Origin of the sequence: Klebsiella sp. OBRC7 (assembly GCF_000293135.1) — a bacterium.
GTDB classification, from domain to species: domain Bacteria; phylum Pseudomonadota; class Gammaproteobacteria; order Enterobacterales; family Enterobacteriaceae; genus Klebsiella; species Klebsiella michiganensis.
This window is the reverse complement of the sequence record NZ_ALNJ01000140.1, coordinates 109,394-128,965: the sequence shown is the minus strand read 5'-3', so window position 1 is coordinate 128,965 and position 19,572 is coordinate 109,394. Positions and strand designations below refer to the sequence as shown.

General features: G+C 55.4%; 19 protein-coding genes. 9 read left to right on the top strand and 10 right to left on the bottom strand.

Features of this window, described 5'->3' with window-relative positions:
* Positions 1–115 precede the first annotated feature (115 nt).
* Both HMPREF1144_RS26680 and HMPREF1144_RS26675 read left to right on the top strand, forming a co-directional pair.
* Entirely contained in the window at positions 116–1,522 is a 1,407-nt protein-coding gene (locus HMPREF1144_RS26680) for a glycoside-pentoside-hexuronide (GPH):cation symporter (RefSeq protein ID WP_004098630.1), read from the top strand.
* On the top strand, positions 1,522–2,472 hold the full coding sequence (locus HMPREF1144_RS26675; RefSeq protein WP_009654588.1) for a family 43 glycosylhydrolase: 951 nt from the start codon (positions 1,522–1,524) through the stop codon (positions 2,470–2,472). Before HMPREF1144_RS26680 ends, HMPREF1144_RS26675 begins: the two co-directional genes overlap by 1 nt.
* Positions 2,473–2,503: 31 nt before the next feature.
* On the opposite strand, the gene ampE is transcribed toward HMPREF1144_RS26675, so the two are convergent.
* Positions 2,504–3,358, bottom strand: coding sequence for a beta-lactamase regulator AmpE (ampE, locus tag HMPREF1144_RS26670; RefSeq protein ID WP_004098628.1), 855 nt, complete (start codon positions 3,356–3,358; stop codon positions 2,504–2,506).
* Between the two features lie 9 nt (positions 3,359–3,367).
* Positions 3,368–3,919 carry a 1,6-anhydro-N-acetylmuramyl-L-alanine amidase AmpD gene (ampD, locus tag HMPREF1144_RS26665; protein ID WP_009654552.1) on the bottom strand — a complete coding sequence of 184 codons (552 nt, stop codon included), beginning with the start codon at positions 3,917–3,919 and terminating at the stop codon, positions 3,368–3,370.
* Between the two features lie 200 nt (positions 3,920–4,119).
* On the opposite strand from ampD, the gene nadC reads away from it, so the two are divergent.
* The 4 genes from nadC (at position 4,120) to hofC (ending at position 8,219) form a co-directional block, all read left to right on the top strand.
* Complete coding sequence (gene nadC, locus HMPREF1144_RS26660; RefSeq protein ID WP_009654599.1) at positions 4,120–5,013, top strand: carboxylating nicotinate-nucleotide diphosphorylase; 894 nt, start codon at positions 4,120–4,122, stop codon at positions 5,011–5,013.
* A 183-nt stretch (positions 5,014–5,196) separates the two neighbouring features.
* A complete protein-coding gene (ppdD, locus tag HMPREF1144_RS26655) occupies positions 5,197–5,628 on the top strand; it encodes a prepilin peptidase-dependent pilin (protein WP_004098621.1) in 432 nt (143 codons plus the stop codon).
* Between the two features lie 10 nt (positions 5,629–5,638).
* A complete protein-coding gene (gene gspE, locus HMPREF1144_RS26650) occupies positions 5,639–7,024 on the top strand; it encodes a type II secretion system protein GspE (RefSeq protein ID WP_009654635.1) in 1,386 nt (461 codons plus the stop codon).
* Positions 7,014–8,219: a protein transport protein HofC gene (gene hofC, locus HMPREF1144_RS26645; RefSeq protein WP_004098617.1), complete on the top strand. Its 1,206-nt coding sequence runs from the start codon at positions 7,014–7,016 to the stop codon at positions 8,217–8,219. The genes gspE and hofC overlap by 11 nt, the downstream gene beginning before the upstream one ends.
* Before the next feature lie 29 nt (positions 8,220–8,248).
* Here hofC and HMPREF1144_RS26640 read toward each other — a convergent pair whose 3' ends face one another.
* Positions 8,249–9,292 (bottom strand): GMP reductase, encoded by a 1,044-nt coding sequence (locus tag HMPREF1144_RS26640; RefSeq protein WP_009654638.1) that lies wholly within the window; start codon positions 9,290–9,292, stop codon positions 8,249–8,251.
* 348 nt (positions 9,293–9,640) lie between these two features.
* Between HMPREF1144_RS26640 and coaE the strand changes: the two genes are divergently transcribed.
* The 3 genes from coaE to yacG are packed head-to-tail and all read left to right on the top strand — an operon-like array spanning position 9,641 to position 11,208.
* A complete protein-coding gene (gene coaE, locus HMPREF1144_RS26635) occupies positions 9,641–10,261 on the top strand; it encodes a dephospho-CoA kinase (RefSeq protein WP_009654604.1) in 621 nt (206 codons plus the stop codon).
* Positions 10,261–11,004: a cell division protein ZapD gene (gene zapD, locus HMPREF1144_RS26630; protein WP_004098609.1), complete on the top strand. Its 744-nt coding sequence runs from the start codon at positions 10,261–10,263 to the stop codon at positions 11,002–11,004. Before coaE ends, zapD begins: the two co-directional genes overlap by 1 nt.
* Positions 11,005–11,013: 9 nt before the next feature.
* Positions 11,014–11,208: a DNA gyrase inhibitor YacG gene (yacG, locus tag HMPREF1144_RS26625; RefSeq protein ID WP_004098607.1), complete on the top strand. Its 195-nt coding sequence runs from the start codon at positions 11,014–11,016 to the stop codon at positions 11,206–11,208.
* Between the two features lie 56 nt (positions 11,209–11,264).
* On the opposite strand, the gene mutT is transcribed toward yacG, so the two are convergent.
* The 7 genes from mutT to ftsQ form a co-directional block, all read right to left on the bottom strand.
* Positions 11,265–11,666, bottom strand: a complete 402-nt coding sequence (gene mutT / locus HMPREF1144_RS26620; protein WP_004098605.1) for an 8-oxo-dGTP diphosphatase MutT — start codon at positions 11,664–11,666, stop codon at positions 11,265–11,267.
* Between the two features lie 61 nt (positions 11,667–11,727).
* On the bottom strand, positions 11,728–14,433 hold the full coding sequence (secA, locus tag HMPREF1144_RS26615; RefSeq protein WP_004098603.1) for a preprotein translocase subunit SecA: 2,706 nt from the start codon (positions 14,431–14,433) through the stop codon (positions 11,728–11,730).
* Positions 14,434–14,495: 62 nt separating this feature from the next.
* Positions 14,496–15,005 carry a secA translation cis-regulator SecM gene (gene secM / locus HMPREF1144_RS26610; protein ID WP_004098601.1) on the bottom strand — a complete coding sequence of 170 codons (510 nt, stop codon included), beginning with the start codon at positions 15,003–15,005 and terminating at the stop codon, positions 14,496–14,498.
* A 247-nt stretch (positions 15,006–15,252) separates the two neighbouring features.
* On the bottom strand, positions 15,253–16,170 hold the full coding sequence (gene lpxC / locus HMPREF1144_RS26605; RefSeq protein WP_004098599.1) for a UDP-3-O-acyl-N-acetylglucosamine deacetylase: 918 nt from the start codon (positions 16,168–16,170) through the stop codon (positions 15,253–15,255).
* A 100-nt stretch (positions 16,171–16,270) separates the two neighbouring features.
* The gene (ftsZ, locus tag HMPREF1144_RS26600; protein ID WP_004098597.1) at positions 16,271–17,422 is read right to left on the bottom strand and encodes a cell division protein FtsZ; all 1,152 of its coding nucleotides are present in this window, start codon (positions 17,420–17,422) and stop codon (positions 16,271–16,273) included.
* Positions 17,423–17,484: 62 nt separating this feature from the next.
* Positions 17,485–18,741 (bottom strand): cell division protein FtsA, encoded by a 1,257-nt coding sequence (gene ftsA, locus HMPREF1144_RS26595; RefSeq protein WP_004098594.1) that lies wholly within the window; start codon positions 18,739–18,741, stop codon positions 17,485–17,487.
* Entirely contained in the window at positions 18,738–19,571 is an 834-nt protein-coding gene (gene ftsQ / locus HMPREF1144_RS26590; protein WP_004098592.1) for a cell division protein FtsQ, read from the bottom strand. The genes ftsA and ftsQ overlap by 4 nt, the downstream gene beginning before the upstream one ends.
* Position 19,572 lies beyond the last annotated feature (1 nt).

Genomic DNA, 19,572 nt, shown 5'->3' with positions numbered 1-19,572 from the left:
TTCACACTTTACCCCTGATAACCGATTTATCCATATCGTTAACCCTATCCTGCAACGCATTAGTCCATTACCCGGCTAATAATTCTCTCCATACCGCCACAGGGAGATCGCTGCGATGAATGGCAATAAGCTTTCAGTTAAAGAAAAAATAGGCTACGGGATGGGTGACGCCGGATGCAATATTATATTTGGCGCCATCATGTTGTTTGTTAACTATTTTTATACGGATATTTTTGGTCTCGCGCCGGCGCTGGTGGGCGTATTGCTGCTTTCCGTACGCGTTATTGATGCCGTCACCGATCCGATTATGGGGGCAATGGCCGACCGTACCCGCAGTAAATACGGTCGTTTTCGCCCATGGCTGCTGTGGATTGCCTTCCCGTACGCGCTGTTCAGCGTGCTGATGTTTACCACCCCGGAGTGGTCGTACAATAGCAAGGTTATCTATGCTTTCGTCACCTACTTCCTGCTCTCGCTGACCTACACCGCGATCAACATCCCCTACTGCTCCTTGGGTAGCGTGATTACGAATGACCCGAAGGAACGCGTGGCCTGCCAGTCCTATCGCTTCGTGATGGTCGGTATCGCCACGCTCCTGCTCTCCCTGACGCTGCTGCCGATGGCGGACTGGTTCGGTGGTGAGGATAAAGCCAAAGGCTATCAGATGGCGATGACCGTGCTGGCGATTATAGGTATGTGCATGTTCCTGTTCTGCTTTGCCACCGTTCGTGAGCGCGTAAAACCCGCCGTCCAGACCAACGACGAACTGAAAAAAGATCTGAAAGACGTCTGGAAAAACGACCAGTGGGTTCGCATCCTGCTGCTAACGCTGTGCAACGTTTGTCCGGGCTTTATTCGCATGGCCGCCACCATGTACTACGTCACCTGGGTGATGCAGCAAAGCACCCACTTCGCCACGCTGTTTATCAGCCTCGGGGTAGTCGGCATGATGATCGGCAGTATGCTGGCTAAAGTCCTGACCGACCGCTGGTGCAAACTGCAGGTGTTTTTCTGGACCAACATCGTGCTGGCGATTTTCTCCTGCGCCTTCTACTTCTTCGACCCGCACGCCACCATGATGATTATGGTGCTCTATTTCCTGCTGAACATTCTGCATCAGATCCCCTCGCCGCTGCACTGGTCGCTGATGGCCGACGTGGATGACTACGGCGAATGGAAGACTGGCAAACGCATCACCGGCATCAGCTTCTCCGGCAACCTGTTCTTCCTGAAGGTCGGTCTGGCCATCGCCGGCGCGATGGTTGGCTTCCTGCTCTCCTGGTACGGTTACGATGCCGGTGCGAAGCAGCAAAGCGCCTCCGCGATTAACGGTATCGTATTGTTATTCAGCGTTATCCCCGGCATCGGCTATCTGATTACCGCCGGGGTGGTGCGTATGCTGAAGGTAAACCGCGAATTTATGAGGCTAATTCAGTCCGACCTCGAGAAACGCCGGGTCAACTACAGCGAACTCAACGACTATCAGGAACTGAAAACCGGCGAACATGTAAGGAAAGCGTAATGAAAACCTGGCCGAATCCATTTATTGAACAACGCGCGGACCCGTATATTCTGCGCCATCAGGATAGCTACTACTTTATTGCCTCGGTGCCGGAGTATGACCGTCTGGAAATCCGCCGCTCACCAACCCTTGAAGGTTTACGCGACGCGCAGCCGGTGGTCGTCTGGCGTAAACCGGACAGCGGCCCGATGAGCCAGCTCATATGGGCCCCGGAGCTGCATGAGATTGACGGCAAATGGTATATCTACTTTGCCGCCAGCCACACCCACGATCTGGATGCGCTGGGCATGTTCCAGCACCGCATGTTCGCGCTCGAGTGCGCGGACAGCGACCCGTTAACCGGTAAATGGCAGGAAAAAGGCCAGATTAAAACGCCGCTTGATACCTTTGCGCTGGATGCCACCACCTTCCGCCATCAGGGTAAACGGTGGTACCTGTGGGCGCAAAAAGATCCGGAAATTAAGGGCAATACCAACCTCTATCTGGCTGAACTGGCAAATCCGTGGACGCTAAAAGGTCAGCCGCTCAGGCTGAGTCAACCCGAGTTTGACTGGGAGTGCCGGGGTTTTCTGGTGAATGAAGGTCCGGCGGTACTGTTCCACGGCGACAAGCTGTTCGTCAGCTACTCCGCCAGCGCCACCGACGAAAACTACTGCATGGGCTTATTGTGGATAGACGTTAACGCCGACCCGCTGCGGCCGGAAAACTGGCATAAAGCGCCGCAGCCGGTGTTTCGTACCAGCTATGAGAATCGTCAGTATGGGCCCGGACACAATAGCTTTACGCAAACGCCGGAGGGAGAAGATGTGCTGGTGTACCACGCGCGCAACTACACCAAAATCGAAGGCGACCCGCTGTACGATCCGAATCGCCATACCCGCCTGAAGCGGATTCGCTGGCAGGAAAACGGGATGCCTGATTTTGGCATCCCGGCAGCAGATACGGATTAAAAGCGGAACCTGCCCGCCAGCGGGCAGGTGCTTAAATCAGCGTACCGTAAATCGTCAGCAGCGCCATAATCACCACCACCACCAGCGATGTTTTTTTCGCCATGGAGACCGCCGCCTTCGGCGTCGCCACTTTATCCACGTGCGGCTCGCGCGCCAGCGAATACTGCGCCAGGCGCGTCAGCACCTGATACTGCGAAGAGTGGCGGTCGCCCAGCGAGGCAAACCACGCAGGCAGAGCCTTTTCCCCGTGCCCAACCAGCGCGTACACCACGCCGACCAGACGTACAGGAACCCAGTCGACCACGTGCAGAATGCCGTCAATACCCGACTGTAAGCGATGACGCGGCGTCTGATAACGCGCCAGCCAGGTCTGCCAGGCCCGCAGCGTACAGTAGGCAATCAGGGTTAACGGTCCCCACGGCCCGCCGACAACGAACCAGAACAGCGGAGCGAGATAGTAGCGGTAGTTAATCCACAGCAGCGCGTTTTGCAGCTCGCTCAGATATTCACGCTGGTCGCAGCCGGGCGGCACGCCGTGGATCAGGGTGAGCTCGCTGGCCATGGCGTCGCAGGCGCGGCTATCATCGCGCGCCGCCGCCTTCAGGTAGGCGTGATAGTGCAGACGGACTTTGCCCGCGCCGATGCACAGCAGGCCCAGCAGGATCCAGAACACCAGCAGAGGAATGTTAAACAGCTGCCCCTGCAGCAGGCGCTGAATAATAAACACGACCGCCGCCGCCGCGACCGTCATCAGTAGGGTAGTGAGCAGGGAATAATGCTTTACCCGGCGAAACAGCACTTCCAGCCGGTGATCGAGCTGCCAGTGCTCGCCCAGCTTAAACAAACGCTCGGCAATGAGGACTAACAGCGTAGTGAACAACGTCATGGCATCTCCTTATTCTGACGACGGGGTTAACAGACCGCGAAATTTTACCCAGTCAAAAGCCGGGCCGGGATCCGTTTTACGCACTGGCGCAATATCGCTATGGCCGGTGATATTGTCAGCTATCGCCGGATAGCGCGAGATAAGCTGACGGGTAACGGCAACCAGCTGCTGATACTGCGCGTCGGTATAAGCCAGCTCGTCGGTCCCTTCCAGCTCAATGCCTATCGAAAAATCATTACAGCGCTCGCGCCCGTGATAGCTGGAAACCCCCGCGTGCCAGGCGCGCTGGTCGAAAGGCACATACTGCACGATTTCACCATCGCGGCGAATCAGACAGTGTGCCGAAACGCGAAGATGCGCGATTTCAGCAAAGAAAGGATGGGCATGGGGATCGAGCGTACCGCTGAACAGGGCATCAATCCATGGCCCGCCAAATTCGCCGGGCGGCAGGCTTATATTATGCACCACCAGCAAAGAGGGGGTTTCATTATCCGGGCGGCTATCGTGGTGCGGCGAAGGAACCCGACGCGCCTCTTCCAGCCATCCCCCGTTCAACTGCATGTTGAGTCTCCTTTTACTAGCTTATGCATTCGCGGCACCGTAACCAAACAATCCCCGGCATCATACCCACGCTCGCTCGGCTGGCTAACGCCAAAACTTCACGCTGGCGCCGCCGGCGAAAGGACGCAGATGTGGTACAGAAACGTCGTTCAGGTTAGCATGTTTCCCACTTCTGAATCTTATCTATCTGGAGCTTTATCATGACGCCTCGTCGCTACAATCCCGACCGCCGCCGTGACGCGCTGCTGGAGCGTATTAATCTTGATATCACCGATGCCGTCGCTCAATCCCTGCGGGAAGATTTAGGCGGTGAAGTGGATGCGAACAACGATATTAGCGCGCAATTATTGCCGCAGGATGCGCGCTCGCATGCCGTCGTCATCACCCGTGAAGACGGCGTGTTTTGCGGTAAACGTTGGGTAGAAGAAGTCTTTATTCAGCTTGCGGGCGACGACGTTAACTTCACCTGGCACGTTGCCGATGGCGACGCGGTAAAAGCCAATCAGCCTCTATTCGAGCTGGAAGGCCCTTCGCGGATCCTGCTGACCGGCGAACGTACCGCACTCAATTTCGTGCAGACGCTCTCCGGGGTGGCCAGCGAAGTCCGCCGCTATGTCGACCTGCTGGCAGGCACCAAAACTCAGCTGCTCGATACGCGCAAAACGCTGCCGGGCCTGCGCACGGCGCTGAAATATGCGGTCCTGTGCGGCGGCGGGGCCAATCATCGCCTGGGCCTCTCCGATGCCTTTCTGATTAAAGAGAACCATATTATCGCTTCCGGCTCGGTACGGCAGGCGGTTGAAAAAGCGTTCTGGCTGCACCCGGATGTGCCGGTTGAGGTGGAAGTCGAAACCCTTCAAGAGCTGGATGAAGCGCTGAAAGCCGGCGCTGACATCATTATGCTCGACAACTTCACTACCGACCTGATGCGCGAAGCGGTCAAGCACACCAACGGCCAGGCGGCGCTGGAAGTCTCCGGCAACGTCACGTTCGAGACTATTCGTGAATTTGCTGAAACCGGCGTCGATTACATCTCCGTTGGCGCGTTGACCAAGCACGTTCGCGCTCTCGATCTCTCTATGCGCTTCCGCTAATCCCCCTGCCCCGGTTCGTCGTTGATGCCGGGGCGCACTTTTGCGAGCCGGCTCGCACGCCAATAATCCCTCAATGCAACCCGCAAAAAAAGCCTGGAAGCGTGCTTCTCCAGGCGCGATCTGCCGCTCGTATCGCTAAACAAACCCCGGCAAAGTGCTCCCGAAGATAACAAGGAGCAACTTATGAACAAACAACGCGGCTTTACCCTCATCGAACTTATGGTGGTCATTGGGATCATCGCCATTCTCAGCGCAATCGGCATTCCGGCTTACCAGAACTATCTGCGAAAAGCGGCGCTTACCGATATGCTGCAAACCTTCGTCCCGTTCCGCACCGCCATTGAGCTGTGCGCGCTGGAGCACGGCGGATTAACCACCTGCGACGGCGGCAGCAACGGTATCCCCTCACCCGCCACAACCCGCTACGTCTCGGCTATGACCGTCGCCACAGGCGTTGTCACGCTCACCGGGCAGGAAAGCCTTAATGGCTTAAGCGTCACGCTGACGCCGACCTGGGATAACGCTAACGGCATCACCGGCTGGCAGCGAGTGTGCAACATTACTGGCGATAGCGCACTCAAGCAGGCCTGTGAAGACGTGTTCCGTTTTAACTGAGGGCGCGGCAATGAAAACTGAACAATTGGTACCTCTTTGCCAGCGCTATCAGGCCTTGCTGCTCGATAGCAATGAACACACCATCGCTATCGCCGTGGTTGACGCCCCCGCCCCGGAGCTGCTGGAAGCGTTACGTTTCGCGACGCAGAAAAGGATTGATATCGAGTGCTGGAACCAGGACCAGATGGACAAGCGGCTGCAGACGCCGGGAATATCAACCCTCACCCCGCCTGTTGAAGCCTCGGCCAGCATCGTTGAACAGGTAAATAGCCTTCTGGAACAGGCCCTGCGCCAGCGCGCATCGGATATTCATATTGAACCCGGTGACGATCGCCTGAGAATTCGCCTGCGGGTAGATGGCGTACTCCATTCTCTTGCGCCGCTTGCGCCGGAACTCGCCGCCCCCATCACCGCCCGACTTAAAGTGCTCAGCAATCTGGATATCGCTGAACACCGGGTACCGCAGGACGGTCAGTTTACCCTCACGCTCGCAGACCGCCCAATCTCGTTTCGGATCGCCACGCTTCCCTGCCGCGGCGGGGAAAAAATCGTCCTTCGCTTATTACACCAGGTCGAACAAGCGCTGGACCTCGAAGCGCTGGGATTATCGTCTCAGCAGCTTGCCGCCTTTCGCTCGGCGCTTAACCAACCTCAGGGGCTGATGCTGGTCACCGGCCCGACGGGAAGTGGGAAAACCGTCACGTTGTATAGTGCGCTGCAGGCGCGGAATCGCGACGAGGTCAATATATGCAGCGTTGAAGATCCGCTGGAGATCCCCATCGTGGGGATGAATCAGACGCAGATTAATCCGCGGGCGGGCTTAACCTTTCACAGCGTACTGCGCGCCCTGCTACGCCAGGATCCCGATATCGTGATGGTCGGAGAGATACGCGATGCAGAAACCGCTGAAATTGCGATAAAAGCAGCGCAAACCGGGCACCTGGTCCTCTCAACGCTGCACACCAATTCAACCAGTGAAACGCTGGTTCGCCTGCAGCAGATGGGCGTTGCGCGCTGGATGATCTCATCCGCACTTTCTCTGGTGGTTGCTCAACGCCTGGTACGCAAACTGTGCCCGCACTGCCGCCGGGAAACCGGCAGTTCGGCCGATGTTCCACACAGCCTGTGGCCGCGGGCGCTTCCTCGCTGGCAGGCTCCGGGCTGTCAGCACTGCTATCACGGCTACTACGGTCGCCTGGCGCTATTTGAGCTGCTCCCCGTCACCACCGCGTTACGGCAGGCGATTACTCAAGGTCTTAGCGCCGGAGAGATCGAGTCCCTGGCGCGCGAATCCGGCATGATGACGCTGTTTGAGAGCGGCTGTCTGGCCGTCGAACGTGGGATGACAAGTCTGGAAGAGGTCGTTCGCGTGCTGGGGATACCGCATGGCGACTAAACGACTGTGGCGCTGGCGCGGTCTCTCTCTCCAGGGCATTCCCTGCCAGGGAACGCTCTGGCAGGATAATCGCCCTGAGGCATTGCAGGCTCTGCAGCGGCAGCGAATTATCCCGCTGGCGCTGCGCCGCTGTAGCGTGCAAAGCGCCCTCTGGCATCCGCGCTACAGTGGCGAAATCATCCGCCAGTTGGCCGCGCTTCTTCAGGCCGGTCTCCCCCTGGCCGAGGGGCTGGAACTGCTGGCGCAGCAGCAGCCCAATGCGCAATGGCAGGCGTTGCTGCAAACCCTGGCGGAGGATCTGGCGCAGGGTATTTCGCTTTCAGGCTCCCTGGAAAAATGGCCTGAGGCCTTCCCTCCGCTCTATCTGGCCATGATTCGCACCGGTGAACTTACCGGTAAACTGGAGCTTTGCTGCGCTCAGTTGGCCAGGCAGCAGCGAGAACAGCTGCTCCTCACCGAAAAAGTGAAAAAAGCGCTGCGCTACCCGTTGATTATCTTATCCCTGGCGCTGCTGGTGGTTATGGGAATGCTGTGCTTTGTCTTACCGGAGTTCGCCGCTATATATCAAACCTTCAACACCCCGCTGCCGTGGCTGACCCGCGCGGTAATAAGCATTGGCGAAGGGTTAACTCGCTGTTGGCCACTGCTCGCTGCTCTGGGTATTTTACCTGCAATACTCAACCGGCTGATTTGCCAGCGGCCAGGCTGGCTGCTGTACCGTCAGAAGCTGCTCCATACGCTGCCGGTGTTTGGCAAACTGCTATGCGGCCAGCGGCTTAGCCAGATTTTTACCGTACTCGCATTGACGCAAAGCGCCGGAATCAGCTTTCTGCAAGGCCTGCAAAGCGTGGAGGAAACCCTGAGCTGCCCGCTATGGCGGCAGAGGCTCCAGCAGGTTTGCCGGCAAATTACCCACGGCGATCCCATCTGGCAGGCGCTCGCCAACGGCGGAGGCTTTACGCCGCTTTGCCTACAACTGATCCGTACCGGTGAAGCCTCGGGTTCGCTGGATACCATGCTGGAAAATCTGGCTCGTCACCATAGTGAGCAGACGCATCAGCAGGCAGATAATCTGGCGACCTTGCTGGAACCGATGATGTTGGTAGTGACCGGAACGATTGTCGGCGTGCTGGTGGTGGCGATGTATTTACCCATTTTTCATCTGGGCGACGCCATTAGCGGGATGGGGGGATAACGCTGGCGCAAACGCGCCAGCGAACGGCATTACAGGCTGTTGAACACGCGGTTCTCTTGTTCCTGTACGCGAATAAAAGTCGTGCGTTTAGTCAGTTCTTTCAGCCGTGAAGCACCTACGTAGGTGCATGCGGAACGCAGGCCGCCAAGAATATCGCGCGCGGTGTTTTCAACCGGGCCGCGCAGAGGCAGCTTAACGGTTTTGCCTTCAGCCGCACGGTACTGGGCTACGCCGCCAACGTGACGGGTCATCGCCGACTCCGAGCTCATGCCGTAGAACAGCATGAATTTTTCGCCGTTTTCTTCAACCACGGTACCGCCGCTCTCTTCGTGACCGGCCAGCATACCGCCAAGCATCACGAAATCAGCGCCGCCGCCGAAGGCTTTAGCCACATCGCCCGGCATAGTACATCCGCCGTCGCTGATAATCTGCCCGCCCAGGCCGTGCGCCGCATCGGCACACTCAATCACTGCGGAAAGCTGCGGATAGCCGACGCCGGTTTTCACGCGGGTTGTACATACGGAGCCCGGACCGATACCCACCTTAACAATATCAGCCCCCGAAAGAATCAGCTCTTCGCACATTTCGCCGGTCACAACGTTGCCCGCAATAATGGTTTTCTGCGGCCAGGCTTCGCGGGCTTTCGCGACAAACTGCACGAAGTGCTCTGAATAGCCATTCGCCACGTCAATGCACACAAAGCTAAGCTGCGGATTTTGGATCAGAATCTGTTTTGTTTTTTCAAAATCCGCATCGGAGGTTCCGGTAGAGACCATGACGTGCTGCACGACATCTGCCGATACGCTCTGAACAAACGCCTGCCACTGTTCAACGCTGTAATGCTTATGTACGGCGGTCAAAACGCCAAATGAAGCCAGGGCTTTAGCCATGGCAAACGTGCCAACGGTGTCCATGTTAGCAGCAATGATCGGCACACCAGACCAGGTCTGGCCAGAATGTTTGAAAGTGAATTCACGTTCCAGCTGTACGTCAGAACGGCTTTTGAGGGTAGAACGTTTCGGGCGGATAAGAACGTCTTTAAAACCAAGCTTCAAATCTTCTTCAATACGCATGTGCGAATTCCTGGGGTTAATTGCATTATTGTGAGAGCACAACTCCAGTGACGTTATCATACGCACGAATCATGACCGCGCAAGACTGCGATTTTCACTTTTTTTACGCTACAATCGTATAAATTTACCTGGTGAACAGCCAAAAGCGAATTTGCGATATCCCATCGCAGGCGTATCATTTTTAACCATTTGATTTACATGCGCAAAAAGAACCAGGGTACGTGGTGACAGCCATTTATTGGTTGATATCACGTCGATAAAACCACTGTCGCAGTGGCGTCGTCGCGTCGTAAATCACGGCTCTGTTATTGAAAAATATGCATGTAGTCAGTTTCAGGATTGAGGTGTATGACATACACGGTAGCGTTAACAGGCGGCATTGGTAGCGGTAAAAGTACCGTAGCCGACGCATTCTCACACCTCGGGGTTAACGTTATTGATGCTGACATTATCGCGCGCCAGGTGGTCGAGCCTGGTACTCCGGGGCTAAACGCGATTGCTCAACGCTTCGGTCCGCAGATCCTGAATAAAGATGGCACCCTTAACCGTCGCGCTCTGCGTGAGCATATTTTCGCTCACGCAGAGGATAAGAACTGGCTAAACGCGCTGCTGCACCCGCAAATTCAGCAGGAAACGCGTCGCCAGATGCAGCTTGCCACCTCGTCTTATATTCTCTGGGTTGTACCTTTACTGGTCGAAAACCGTTTGTCCGCCAAAGCCGATCGGGTTCTTGTTGTCGATGTGCCGAAAGAGACGCAGATAGCGCGCACGATGCTTCGCGATCGGGTCAGTCGGCAACATGCGGAACATATTATTGCCGCTCAGGCAACGCGCGAGCAGCGCCTTGCCGTTGCGGATGATGTTATTGAAAATATGGGTTCACCTGATGCCATCGCATCAGCTGTCGCCCGCCTGCATGCAAAGTATCAACAGCTGGCAGCGCAGGCCGCCTCACAGGAAAAACCGTAATGTCTACCCCTGTTCTATTTGAACATCCGCTTAATGAAAAAATGCGCACCTGGCTGCGTATTGAGTTTTTGCTCCAGCAACTGACCGTACATCCCGCCATTACCAGCCATGCGGATGCGCTGCATTTTTTCCGCAATATCGGCGACCTTTTAGATGTTTTTGAACGCGGTGAAGTACGTACCGATCTGATGAAAGAGCTGGATCGCCAGCAGAGGAAGCTGCAATCCTGGGCGGAAGTCCCTGGGGTTGATCAGGATCGTATCAACGAACTGCGTCAGCAGCTGAAGCAATCAGGCAGTACGTTAATGTCGGCGCCGCGTATCGGCCAGTACCTGCGAGAGGATCGCCTGATCGCCCTGGTACGCCAACGCCTGAGTATCCCGGGCGGCTGCTGTAGCTTCGATCTTCCGACGCTGCACATCTGGCTGCATATGCCGCAGGCATACCGCGATGAGCAGGTCGGTAAGTGGCTGGCCAGCCTGGAACCGTTGACGCAATCGCTGATGCTCATTCTCGATCTCATCCGTAACTCGGCCCCCTTCCGTAAGCAGACCAGCCTGAACGGTTTTTATCAGGACAACGGCGAAGATGCCGATCTGCTGCGTCTGCGTTTGGATCTTGCCAGCCAGCTCTACCCCCAAATATCAGGCCACAAGAGCCGCTTTGCCATCCGCTTTATGCCGCTGGACAGCGAGCACGGCATCGTGCCGGAGCGTTTTGATTTTGAACTGGCCTGCTGTTAAGGAGTCGATATGTCAGAAGAGATAACCGTCAACTGCCCAACCTGCGGCAAAATTGTGGTCTGGAATGAGCAGAGCCCGCATCGCCCATTCTGCTCCAAACGCTGTCAGCTTATCGATTTAGGCGAATGGGCAGCGGAAGAGAAACGTATCCCGAGCAGCAGCGATCTGTCAGATAGCGACGGCTGGAGCGAAGAAAAAGAGTAACGGATTTCGGGCGGGCATGTACAGGCCCGCCCTGATTTGCCGGATGCAGGCGCACCCTACCCGATCTGAGAACCTTGAATTAACTTCGTAATGACGGGTTCGTTTGCCGGCGGAAAATCCTCAGCAACGAGCGCGCTCTGCGCAATCCAGCGGCCCGGCTGCCCTTCTTTCCCCCACGGCTCGCCTTCCCAGCTGTTCACCAGCCAGAACCACAGCGTAATATGGCGATCGGGAAACTGGTACTCCAGCTTATCAAACAGGCTGTAAGCTTTGGCTGTAATGCCGACCTCTTCCTGCAGCTCGCGCACTAAGGCCTGTTCGGACGACTCGCCCTCTTCAATTTTACCGCCCGGGAATTCAAGCTTGTTCGCCATATGCGCATCGGCGGCCCGCTGAGTGATAAAAATCTCCCCTTGCGAATTACGGATAATACCCACTGAAATTTGCAGCGTTTTCATTGTCTTCATTCCATAAAAAAGGCGCAGATATCTGCGCCCTGGTATTCAATATTGTAAAAGCTTAGCTCAGGCGACCGTGGCACTGCTTGTATTTTTTGCCAGAACCGCACGGGCAAGGATCGTTACGACCCACTTTACGCTCGCCGGTTTGTTCAGCCAGCGCGGCCGCGGCTGCGCTATCATCGTCCTGATGGCTCAGCTGCTGCATCTGCGCCAGACGCTCAGCTTCTTCACGACGCTGCTGCTCCATCGCTTCAACCTCTTCCGGCATCCGCACCTGAACTTTGCTCAGGGTACTGATCACTTCATATTTCAGGGATTCCAGCATTGAAGCGAACATGGAGAAAGATTCACGCTTATATTCCTGCTTCGGGTCCTTCTGCGCATAGCCGCGCAGGTGGATCCCCTGACGCAGGTAGTCCATCGCCGCCAGGTGCTCTTTCCACAGGGAGTCCAGCGTTTGCAGCATGACGCCTTTTTCAAAGTGACGCATCATCTCAGCGCCAACCACTTCTTCCTTACGCTGATAGGTTTCAATGGCGCTCTGCAGAATGCGCTCACGCAGCGTTTCTTCATGAAGCTCCGGCTCTTTATCCAGCCACTCTTTGAGCGGCAGCTCGAGGTCGAAGTCATTTTTCAGACGCTCCTGCAGGCCTTCAATATCCCACATCTCTTCCAGCGACTGCGGAGGAATATGGGCATCGATGGTCGCTTTAAATACGTCTTCACGAATGCTGTTAATCGTCTCGCTCACGTCGGTCACATCAAGCAGCTCATTACGCTGGGTGTAAATAGCGCGACGCTGATCGTTAGCCACATCGTCATATTCCAGCAGCTGCTTACGAATATCGAAGTTGCGGCTCTCGACTTTACGCTGCGCGTTGGCAATCGCTTTCGTCACCCACGGATGCTCGATAGCCTCACCCGGCTTCATACCCAGTTTACGCATCATGCCGGACACGCGGTCAGACGCGAAGATACGCATCAGGGCATCTTCCATCGACAGATAAAAACGGGAAGAACCGGCGTCCCCCTGACGGCCTGAACGACCGCGGAGCTGGTTATCAATACGGCGGGATTCATGGCGTTCGGTGCCGATGATATGCAAACCGCCCGCAGCCAGTACCGCATCGTGACGAACCTGCCAGTCGGCTTTGATCTGCGCAATCTGTTCCGGAGTCGGGTCTTCCAGCTGGGCGACCTCGGCCTGCCAGCTACCGCCAAGCATAATGTCGGTACCACGGCCGGCCATGTTGGTTGCAATGGTTACCGCAGACGGATAGCCCGCCTGCGCAACGATATCCGCTTCGCTGGCGTGGAATTTCGCGTTCAGCACGTTGTGCTTGATGCCCGCCTTCGTTAATTCATTAGAGACCACTTCTGATTTTTCGATAGAAATGGTACCCACCAGCACCGGCTGACCCGCGGCAGTACGCTGCTTAATATCTTCGATAATGGCCTGAATTTTTTCCGCTTCGGTCATATAGACCAGGTCCGCCATGTCTTTACGAATCATCGGACGGTTGGTCGGAACCACAACGGTATCCAGCTTATAGATTGAGCTAAATTCAAACGCTTCGGTATCGGCGGTACCGGTCATCCCAGCCAGCTTCTCGTACAGGCGGAAATAGTTCTGGAAGGTAATTGAAGCCAGCGTCTGGTTCTCGTTCTGAATATCAACGCCTTCTTTAGCTTCAACGGCCTGGTGCAAGCCATCGGACCAGCGGCGCCCCTGCATCGTACGGCCGGTGTGTTCGTCGACGATGATCACTTCGCCATCTTTCACGATGTAATCAACATCGCGGGTGAACAGCACATGCGCGCGCAGCGCGGCGGTCACGTGGTGCATCAGCATGATATTAGTCGGTGAGTACAGCGACTCGCCCTCTTCCATAATACCTTCATTTACCAGCAGCTCTTCAATCAACACCAGGCCGCGTTCGGTCAGGTTTACCTGACGCGCTTTCTCATCGACGGAGAAGTGCCCTTCGCCGGTAAAGGTTTCGGAGTCTTCTTTATCCTGACGCACCAGGTGCGGAATGATCTTGTTCACCTTCTTATACATTTCCGAGCTGTCTTCAGCCGGGCCGGAAATAATAAGCGGGGTACGCGCTTCATCGATCAGAATGGAGTCGACTTCATCCACCAGCGCATAGTGCAGTTTGCGCTGTACGCGCTCTTCAGGACTGAAGGCCATATTGTCGCGCAGATAGTCAAAACCGTATTCGTTGTTGGTACCGTAAGTAATATCGGCTGCGTAGGCTTCACGCTTGGCCGGCGCAGGAAGGCCAGACATGTTAATGCCAACGGTCATCCCCAGGAATTCAAACAGCGGGCGGTTGTTTTCGGCATCACGCTGCGCCAGATAGTCGTTGACGGTCACCACGTGAACGCCTTTACCAGTCAGCGCATTCAGATAGGCAGGCAGAGTTGCGGTCAGCGTTTTACCTTCACCGGTACGCATTTCTGCAATACAGCGGTCGTTGAGAACCATACCGCCCAGCAGCTGAACGTCAAAGTGACGCATGCCGAAGACGCGTTTACTGGCTTCACGCACGACGGCAAAGGCTTCCGGGATCAGGCTCTCCAGGGCTTCACCTTTTTCCAGGCGAGCGCGGAACTCAGCGGTTTTCCCTTTCAGTTCGTCGTCGGACAGTTTTTCCATGGACGGTTCCATGGCGTTGATCACGTTGACGGCTTTGCGCATACGACGCAGCGTACGGTCGTTACGGCTACCGAATACTTTAGTTAATAATTTGATTAGCATAATAAAATCTCAAACGCCCCGCGGTGCGGAGTCACAAAAAAATAGAATGGTCCGTTTTTGGTTTAGCTGAGACGTTGAGGCCCTGCGCGTATGCCGGCCACCTGGCTAATCCAGGTACAGACGCGAAACGCGCAGTGGGAAATAGAGGGGTTATATGCCACCAGATGAACAATGGCCGGAGGTTTACTCTCCTGCGTCAACAGCGCGCTAAGCGTGTCGAGAAGGGCCAAATGCTGCGCCTGAAGCGGTGAAGACTCTTCCGCTACCGGCAGCGCCTGCGGGGCCATCGCAAAAGAGAGGTGGCGAATGACCGTACGAATGGCGTGCTGATGCCAGTAATCAACCGTGAAATTGGGCCGACGACTGGAAGATTCCAGCAGCGCTAGCTGAGAAAAATTAACTTTAGCAGGATTATGGTTGCTGGACGTCGTTTTTGCGGGCGACGCGGTCTCATGCTCATGACCATTGCTAAGCGCAGGCAGGCCGAGGCTAGCCGCGACCATCCCCAACAGGAGATGCGGCCAGAAATATCGTCTGCCAAACTGTCGCCAGCGCGTCAGCAATCCACTCACTTACGTTACCTTTTGTTGGTAGCAACCCTAAGAAATATTTTGCGTCCAAATACTAACATTAATACGTCGTCACGGCAGCAGGAATGAGGTCTCAGGCGGGGGAAAAACGTTTAAAAAAGGAACGAACGCGCAAAAAATGCAGTTAAAAATCAAAGCAGGACGCAGCGGGAATATAAAAAAGAAAACGACTGGCTCCCTGGCCGGAGAGAGTACCAGGTTACCAGTCGAATTTACTGCCGGGACTGACTTATGCCAGAACCAGCGTCGGGGCGCGGAACGCCAACGGCATTTCTGCGTCGTCCTCGAAGGTCACATACTCCCAGGCTTCCTGTTTTGCCAGAACAGCCTGCAGCAGTTTGTTATTCAACGCGTGACCGGATTTGTACGCCGTAAATGCACCGATAATATTGTGACCACACATAAACAGGTCGCCAATGGCATCCAGCATTTTGTGACGGACAAACTCATCTTCAAAGCGCAAACCGTCTTCGTTCAGTACGCGATAATCGTCAACAACGATGGCACAATCGAAGCTGCCGCCCAGGCACAGGCCGCGGGACTGCAGATATTCGATATCACGCATAAAACCGAAGGTACGCGCGCGGCTAATCTGGCGCATAAACGCATCAGCCGAGAAGTTCATTGCGTAGCGCTGGCTGCTGGAGTCAATCGCCGGATGGTTAAAATCAATGGTGAAGTCCAGTGAAAAACCATTATACGGTTTGAATTCGGCCCATTTATCGCCATCTTCAACGCGAACTGTCTCTTTGATACGCACAAATTTCTTAGCGCAGTTCAGTTCATCGATGCCGGCATCCAGCAACAGATAAACGAACGGAGCCGCACTACCGTCCATAATTGGGACTTCCGGCGCATCGACTTCAATAATAATGTTGTCGATACCCAAGCCAGCCAGCGCGGCATTGAGGTGCTCAACCGTCGATATCCGCACGTCATGCTCATTGACCAGGCAAGTACAGAGCATGGTATCACGCACAGATTTGGCATCAGCCGGAAAATCAACCGGTGGATTCAAGTCGGTGCGACGATAGATGACCCCGGTATTTGCCGGCGCAGGGCGTAACGTCAGGGTGACTTTCTTGCCGGTATGCAAACCGACGCCAGTCGCCTGAACGATACGTTTAAGAGTCCTTTGTTTGATCATCGTATAATCTCGCCAAGTTACCTATCCAACCGAAGTGTACTATACATTCGGCAGGCCAGTTTAGCACAAAGAGCGCAGATGCCCAACTTCCAGCCAATTCTTAATCGGCTTGCTTACGCAGGAAGGCTGGAATATCCAGATAATCTGGCTCTTTCGCGGCCTGCGGCGTATTGTCGTTGACCACTTTTGCGGCCGGTTTCTGCTCTTGCGTCAGTGGAGACATACCGTGCTGCTGGTAACGATCCATCACCGGCTGCTGCACCTGTTTGTTAGTGACCAGGGTGATTTCCGGACGTTTGTCCATACCGATACCGGTAGCAACAACGGTTACGCGCAGCTCGTCGTTCATATCCGGGTCCAGAGAGGTACCGATAACCACGGTGGCGTTATCCGAAGCAAATGCGCGGATAGTGTTACCTACGGTCTCGAACTCATCCAGACGCAGGTCGAAGCCCGCAGTGATGTTGACCAGAACGCCACGCGCGCCGGACAGATCGATATCTTCCAGCAGCGGAGAAGAGATCGCCATTTCAGCCGCTTCTTCCGCACGGTCTTCACCGCTTGCCACGCCGGAGCCCATCATTGCGTAGCCCATTTCAGACATCACGGTACGCACGTCCGCAAAGTCGACGTTCATCAGGCCTGGGCGGGTGATCAGCTCAGCGATACCCTGCACCGCGCCTTTCAGCACGTCGTTGGCCGCACCGAAAGCGTCGAGCAAAGAAATACCGCGGCCGAGAACCTTCAGCAGCTTGTCGTTCGGGATGGTGATCAGAGAATCCACATGCTTGGACAGCTCGGTGATGCCCTGCTCAGCAAACGCCATGCGCTTCTTGCCTTCAAAATTGAACGGCTTAGTCACCACGGCAACGGTCAGGATACCTAAATCTTTTGCGACTTCAGCCACCACTGGCGCAGCACCGGTTCCGGTACCGCCGCCCATGCCGGCTGCGATAAACACCATGTCCGCGCCGTCAAGGGCGGCACGCAGCGCTTCACGGTCTTCATCCGCCGCGTTACGGCCGACCTCCGGGTTTGCGCCTGCGCCCAGACCTTTGGTAATACCGCTACCGATCTGGATAGTCTGGCCAACAGCCGTTTTGCGCAGAGCCTGCGCGTCGGTGTTCACCGCGAAAAATTCAACACCCTCAATGCGCTCGCGCACCATGTGCTCAACGGCGTTACCGCCGCCGCCGCCGACGCCGATGACTTTAATCACCGCGTCGTTGGTCAGTTCCATAGGTTCAAACATAATTTCTCTCTCCGTTGTGCCTGTCGCCTGAGATCGCTAATTTTCTGCGTTCTCTTAAAAAATTAAAACTCTTTTCGCAACCAACTGTTGAGTCGTTTGATCCACGACCCGACCGTTACGCGTTTTTCCACCTCTGCTTCACCACTGAGATGAGATTCCTTCCCGTAGTGCAGCAGCCCAACCGCCGTCGAGTAATACGGCTCTTGGGCATAATCCGTTAATCCGGTAATGTTCAGCGGCGCGCCAATCCTCACCTGCGTATGGAATACGCGCTGCGCGCAGGCGGCAAGTCCTTCAATTTGCGCCGCGCCGCCGGTTAATACAATGCCTGCCGCCAGGTGGTGCTTCACACCTTGCTGACGCAGCTGTTCCTGCAGTTGCAGAATCTCTTCATTAACCAGGTTGAGCAATTCGGTATAACGTGGCTCAATCACCTCTGCCAGCGTCTGACGCTGCAGGCTGCGAGGTGGACGCCCGCCCACGCTGGGTACTTCTACGTTTTCGTCTTTACCAACGATGGAGCCCAGCGCACAGCCGTGACGCACTTTAATGGCTTCCGCGTCGCTCGGCGGCGTACCGAAAGCGTAGGCAATATCGCTGGTCACCACGTTGCCCGCGTACGGGATCACTTTGGTATGACGCAGCGCGCCGCCGGTATATACCGCTATATCCATTGTACCACCGCCGATGTCCACCACGCAGACACCCAGTTCACGTTCGTCTTCCGTTAATACGGAATAGCTGGCGGCTAAACCGGCGAAAATGAGCTGGTCAACTTTCAGACCGCAACGTTCCACCGCTTTGACAATATTTTTCGCCATATCGTTATGGCAGGTAATCAAATGCACTTTCGCCTGCATACGTACGCCAGACAATCCGACGGGGTTTTTGATCCCCTCCTGGTAATCGATAGCGTACTCCTGCGGGATAACGTGCAGAACGCGATGTTCGTCGCGCACGCGAACCGATTTCGCGGTATGTACCACGTTTTCAACGTCGTCCTGCGTCACTTCTTCTTCTGAAATCGGCACCATGCCAATTTCATTTTGACAGCTGATATGTTTGCCTGAAAGCGCCAGATAAACTGACGAGATCTGGCAATCCGCCATCAGTTCGGCCTGGTCAATGGCGCGCTGTACGCATTTCACCACGGATTCCAGGTCGTTCACTCCGCCTTTATCCATACCACGCGATGGGCAACTGCCCACGCCAATGATATTAATCATACCGTCGGGCAGAACTTCCCCTACTAAAGCGGCAACCTTAGCGGTGCCAATCTCCAGTCCAACTACCAGTTTTCTGTCCGTCGCCTTGATCATTGTTGTTCTGCCTGTGCCTGATTCTGTTGTTGTTGAGCTTCCTCTACGGGAGCCGGTACCCAACCGACTGCCGCTCCCGAGTCATAACGCAAATCAACGTAGCTTATCCGTTTGCCGTCGGTCTGCGCCTGTTGCTGAAGAACCGGGTAGAGTTCCATAAAGCGCTGAAGCCGTTTCATGGTGTCACCCCGGCCAAGGTTGAGCTTAATATCGTTATTCAGCGTCAACTGCCAGGAGCGACGCGCGGTCATTGCCGCCACTTTCAACGTGAACTTATCCTTTGCCAGCACCTGCCCCATGTCGCGGTATCCCTGGAGGACTTCGTTCTCACTGCCTTCCGGGCCGTACAACATCGGTAAATTCTGTTTACTGGTGCGATCTGACGGCACGCTGAAAGAATTTCCGTCCACGTCAACCATATGCTGATCATTCCAGCGCGCTATCGGCACATATTCAACCAGATGAATCTTCAATTCGTCCGGCCACTGCTTTCTGACGCTCGCCTGCTTAATCCACGGCAGACGTTCAATCTGGCTTTGAATAATGTTGACGTCCTGCGTCATAAAGGTGCCCGGCGACCCTAATGCCAGAATCGCCTGACGGATATCATCGTTGCGCGTGTAGTGACGCTCACCGGTGACCACCATCTTTGACAGCGGTAATCGCTGTGCATCTTCCATCCAGCCCAGAACCATCCATCCGCTGACCAGCACGGTACAGAGCACCGCCAGCAGGAAGAAGATTCCCGCCAGACGAGAGCCATTACTTCGACGCGAAGAGGTTTCGTCTTCCTCTTCGTGGTTCCGCGTATTCAGCGCAGCCTGCGACATA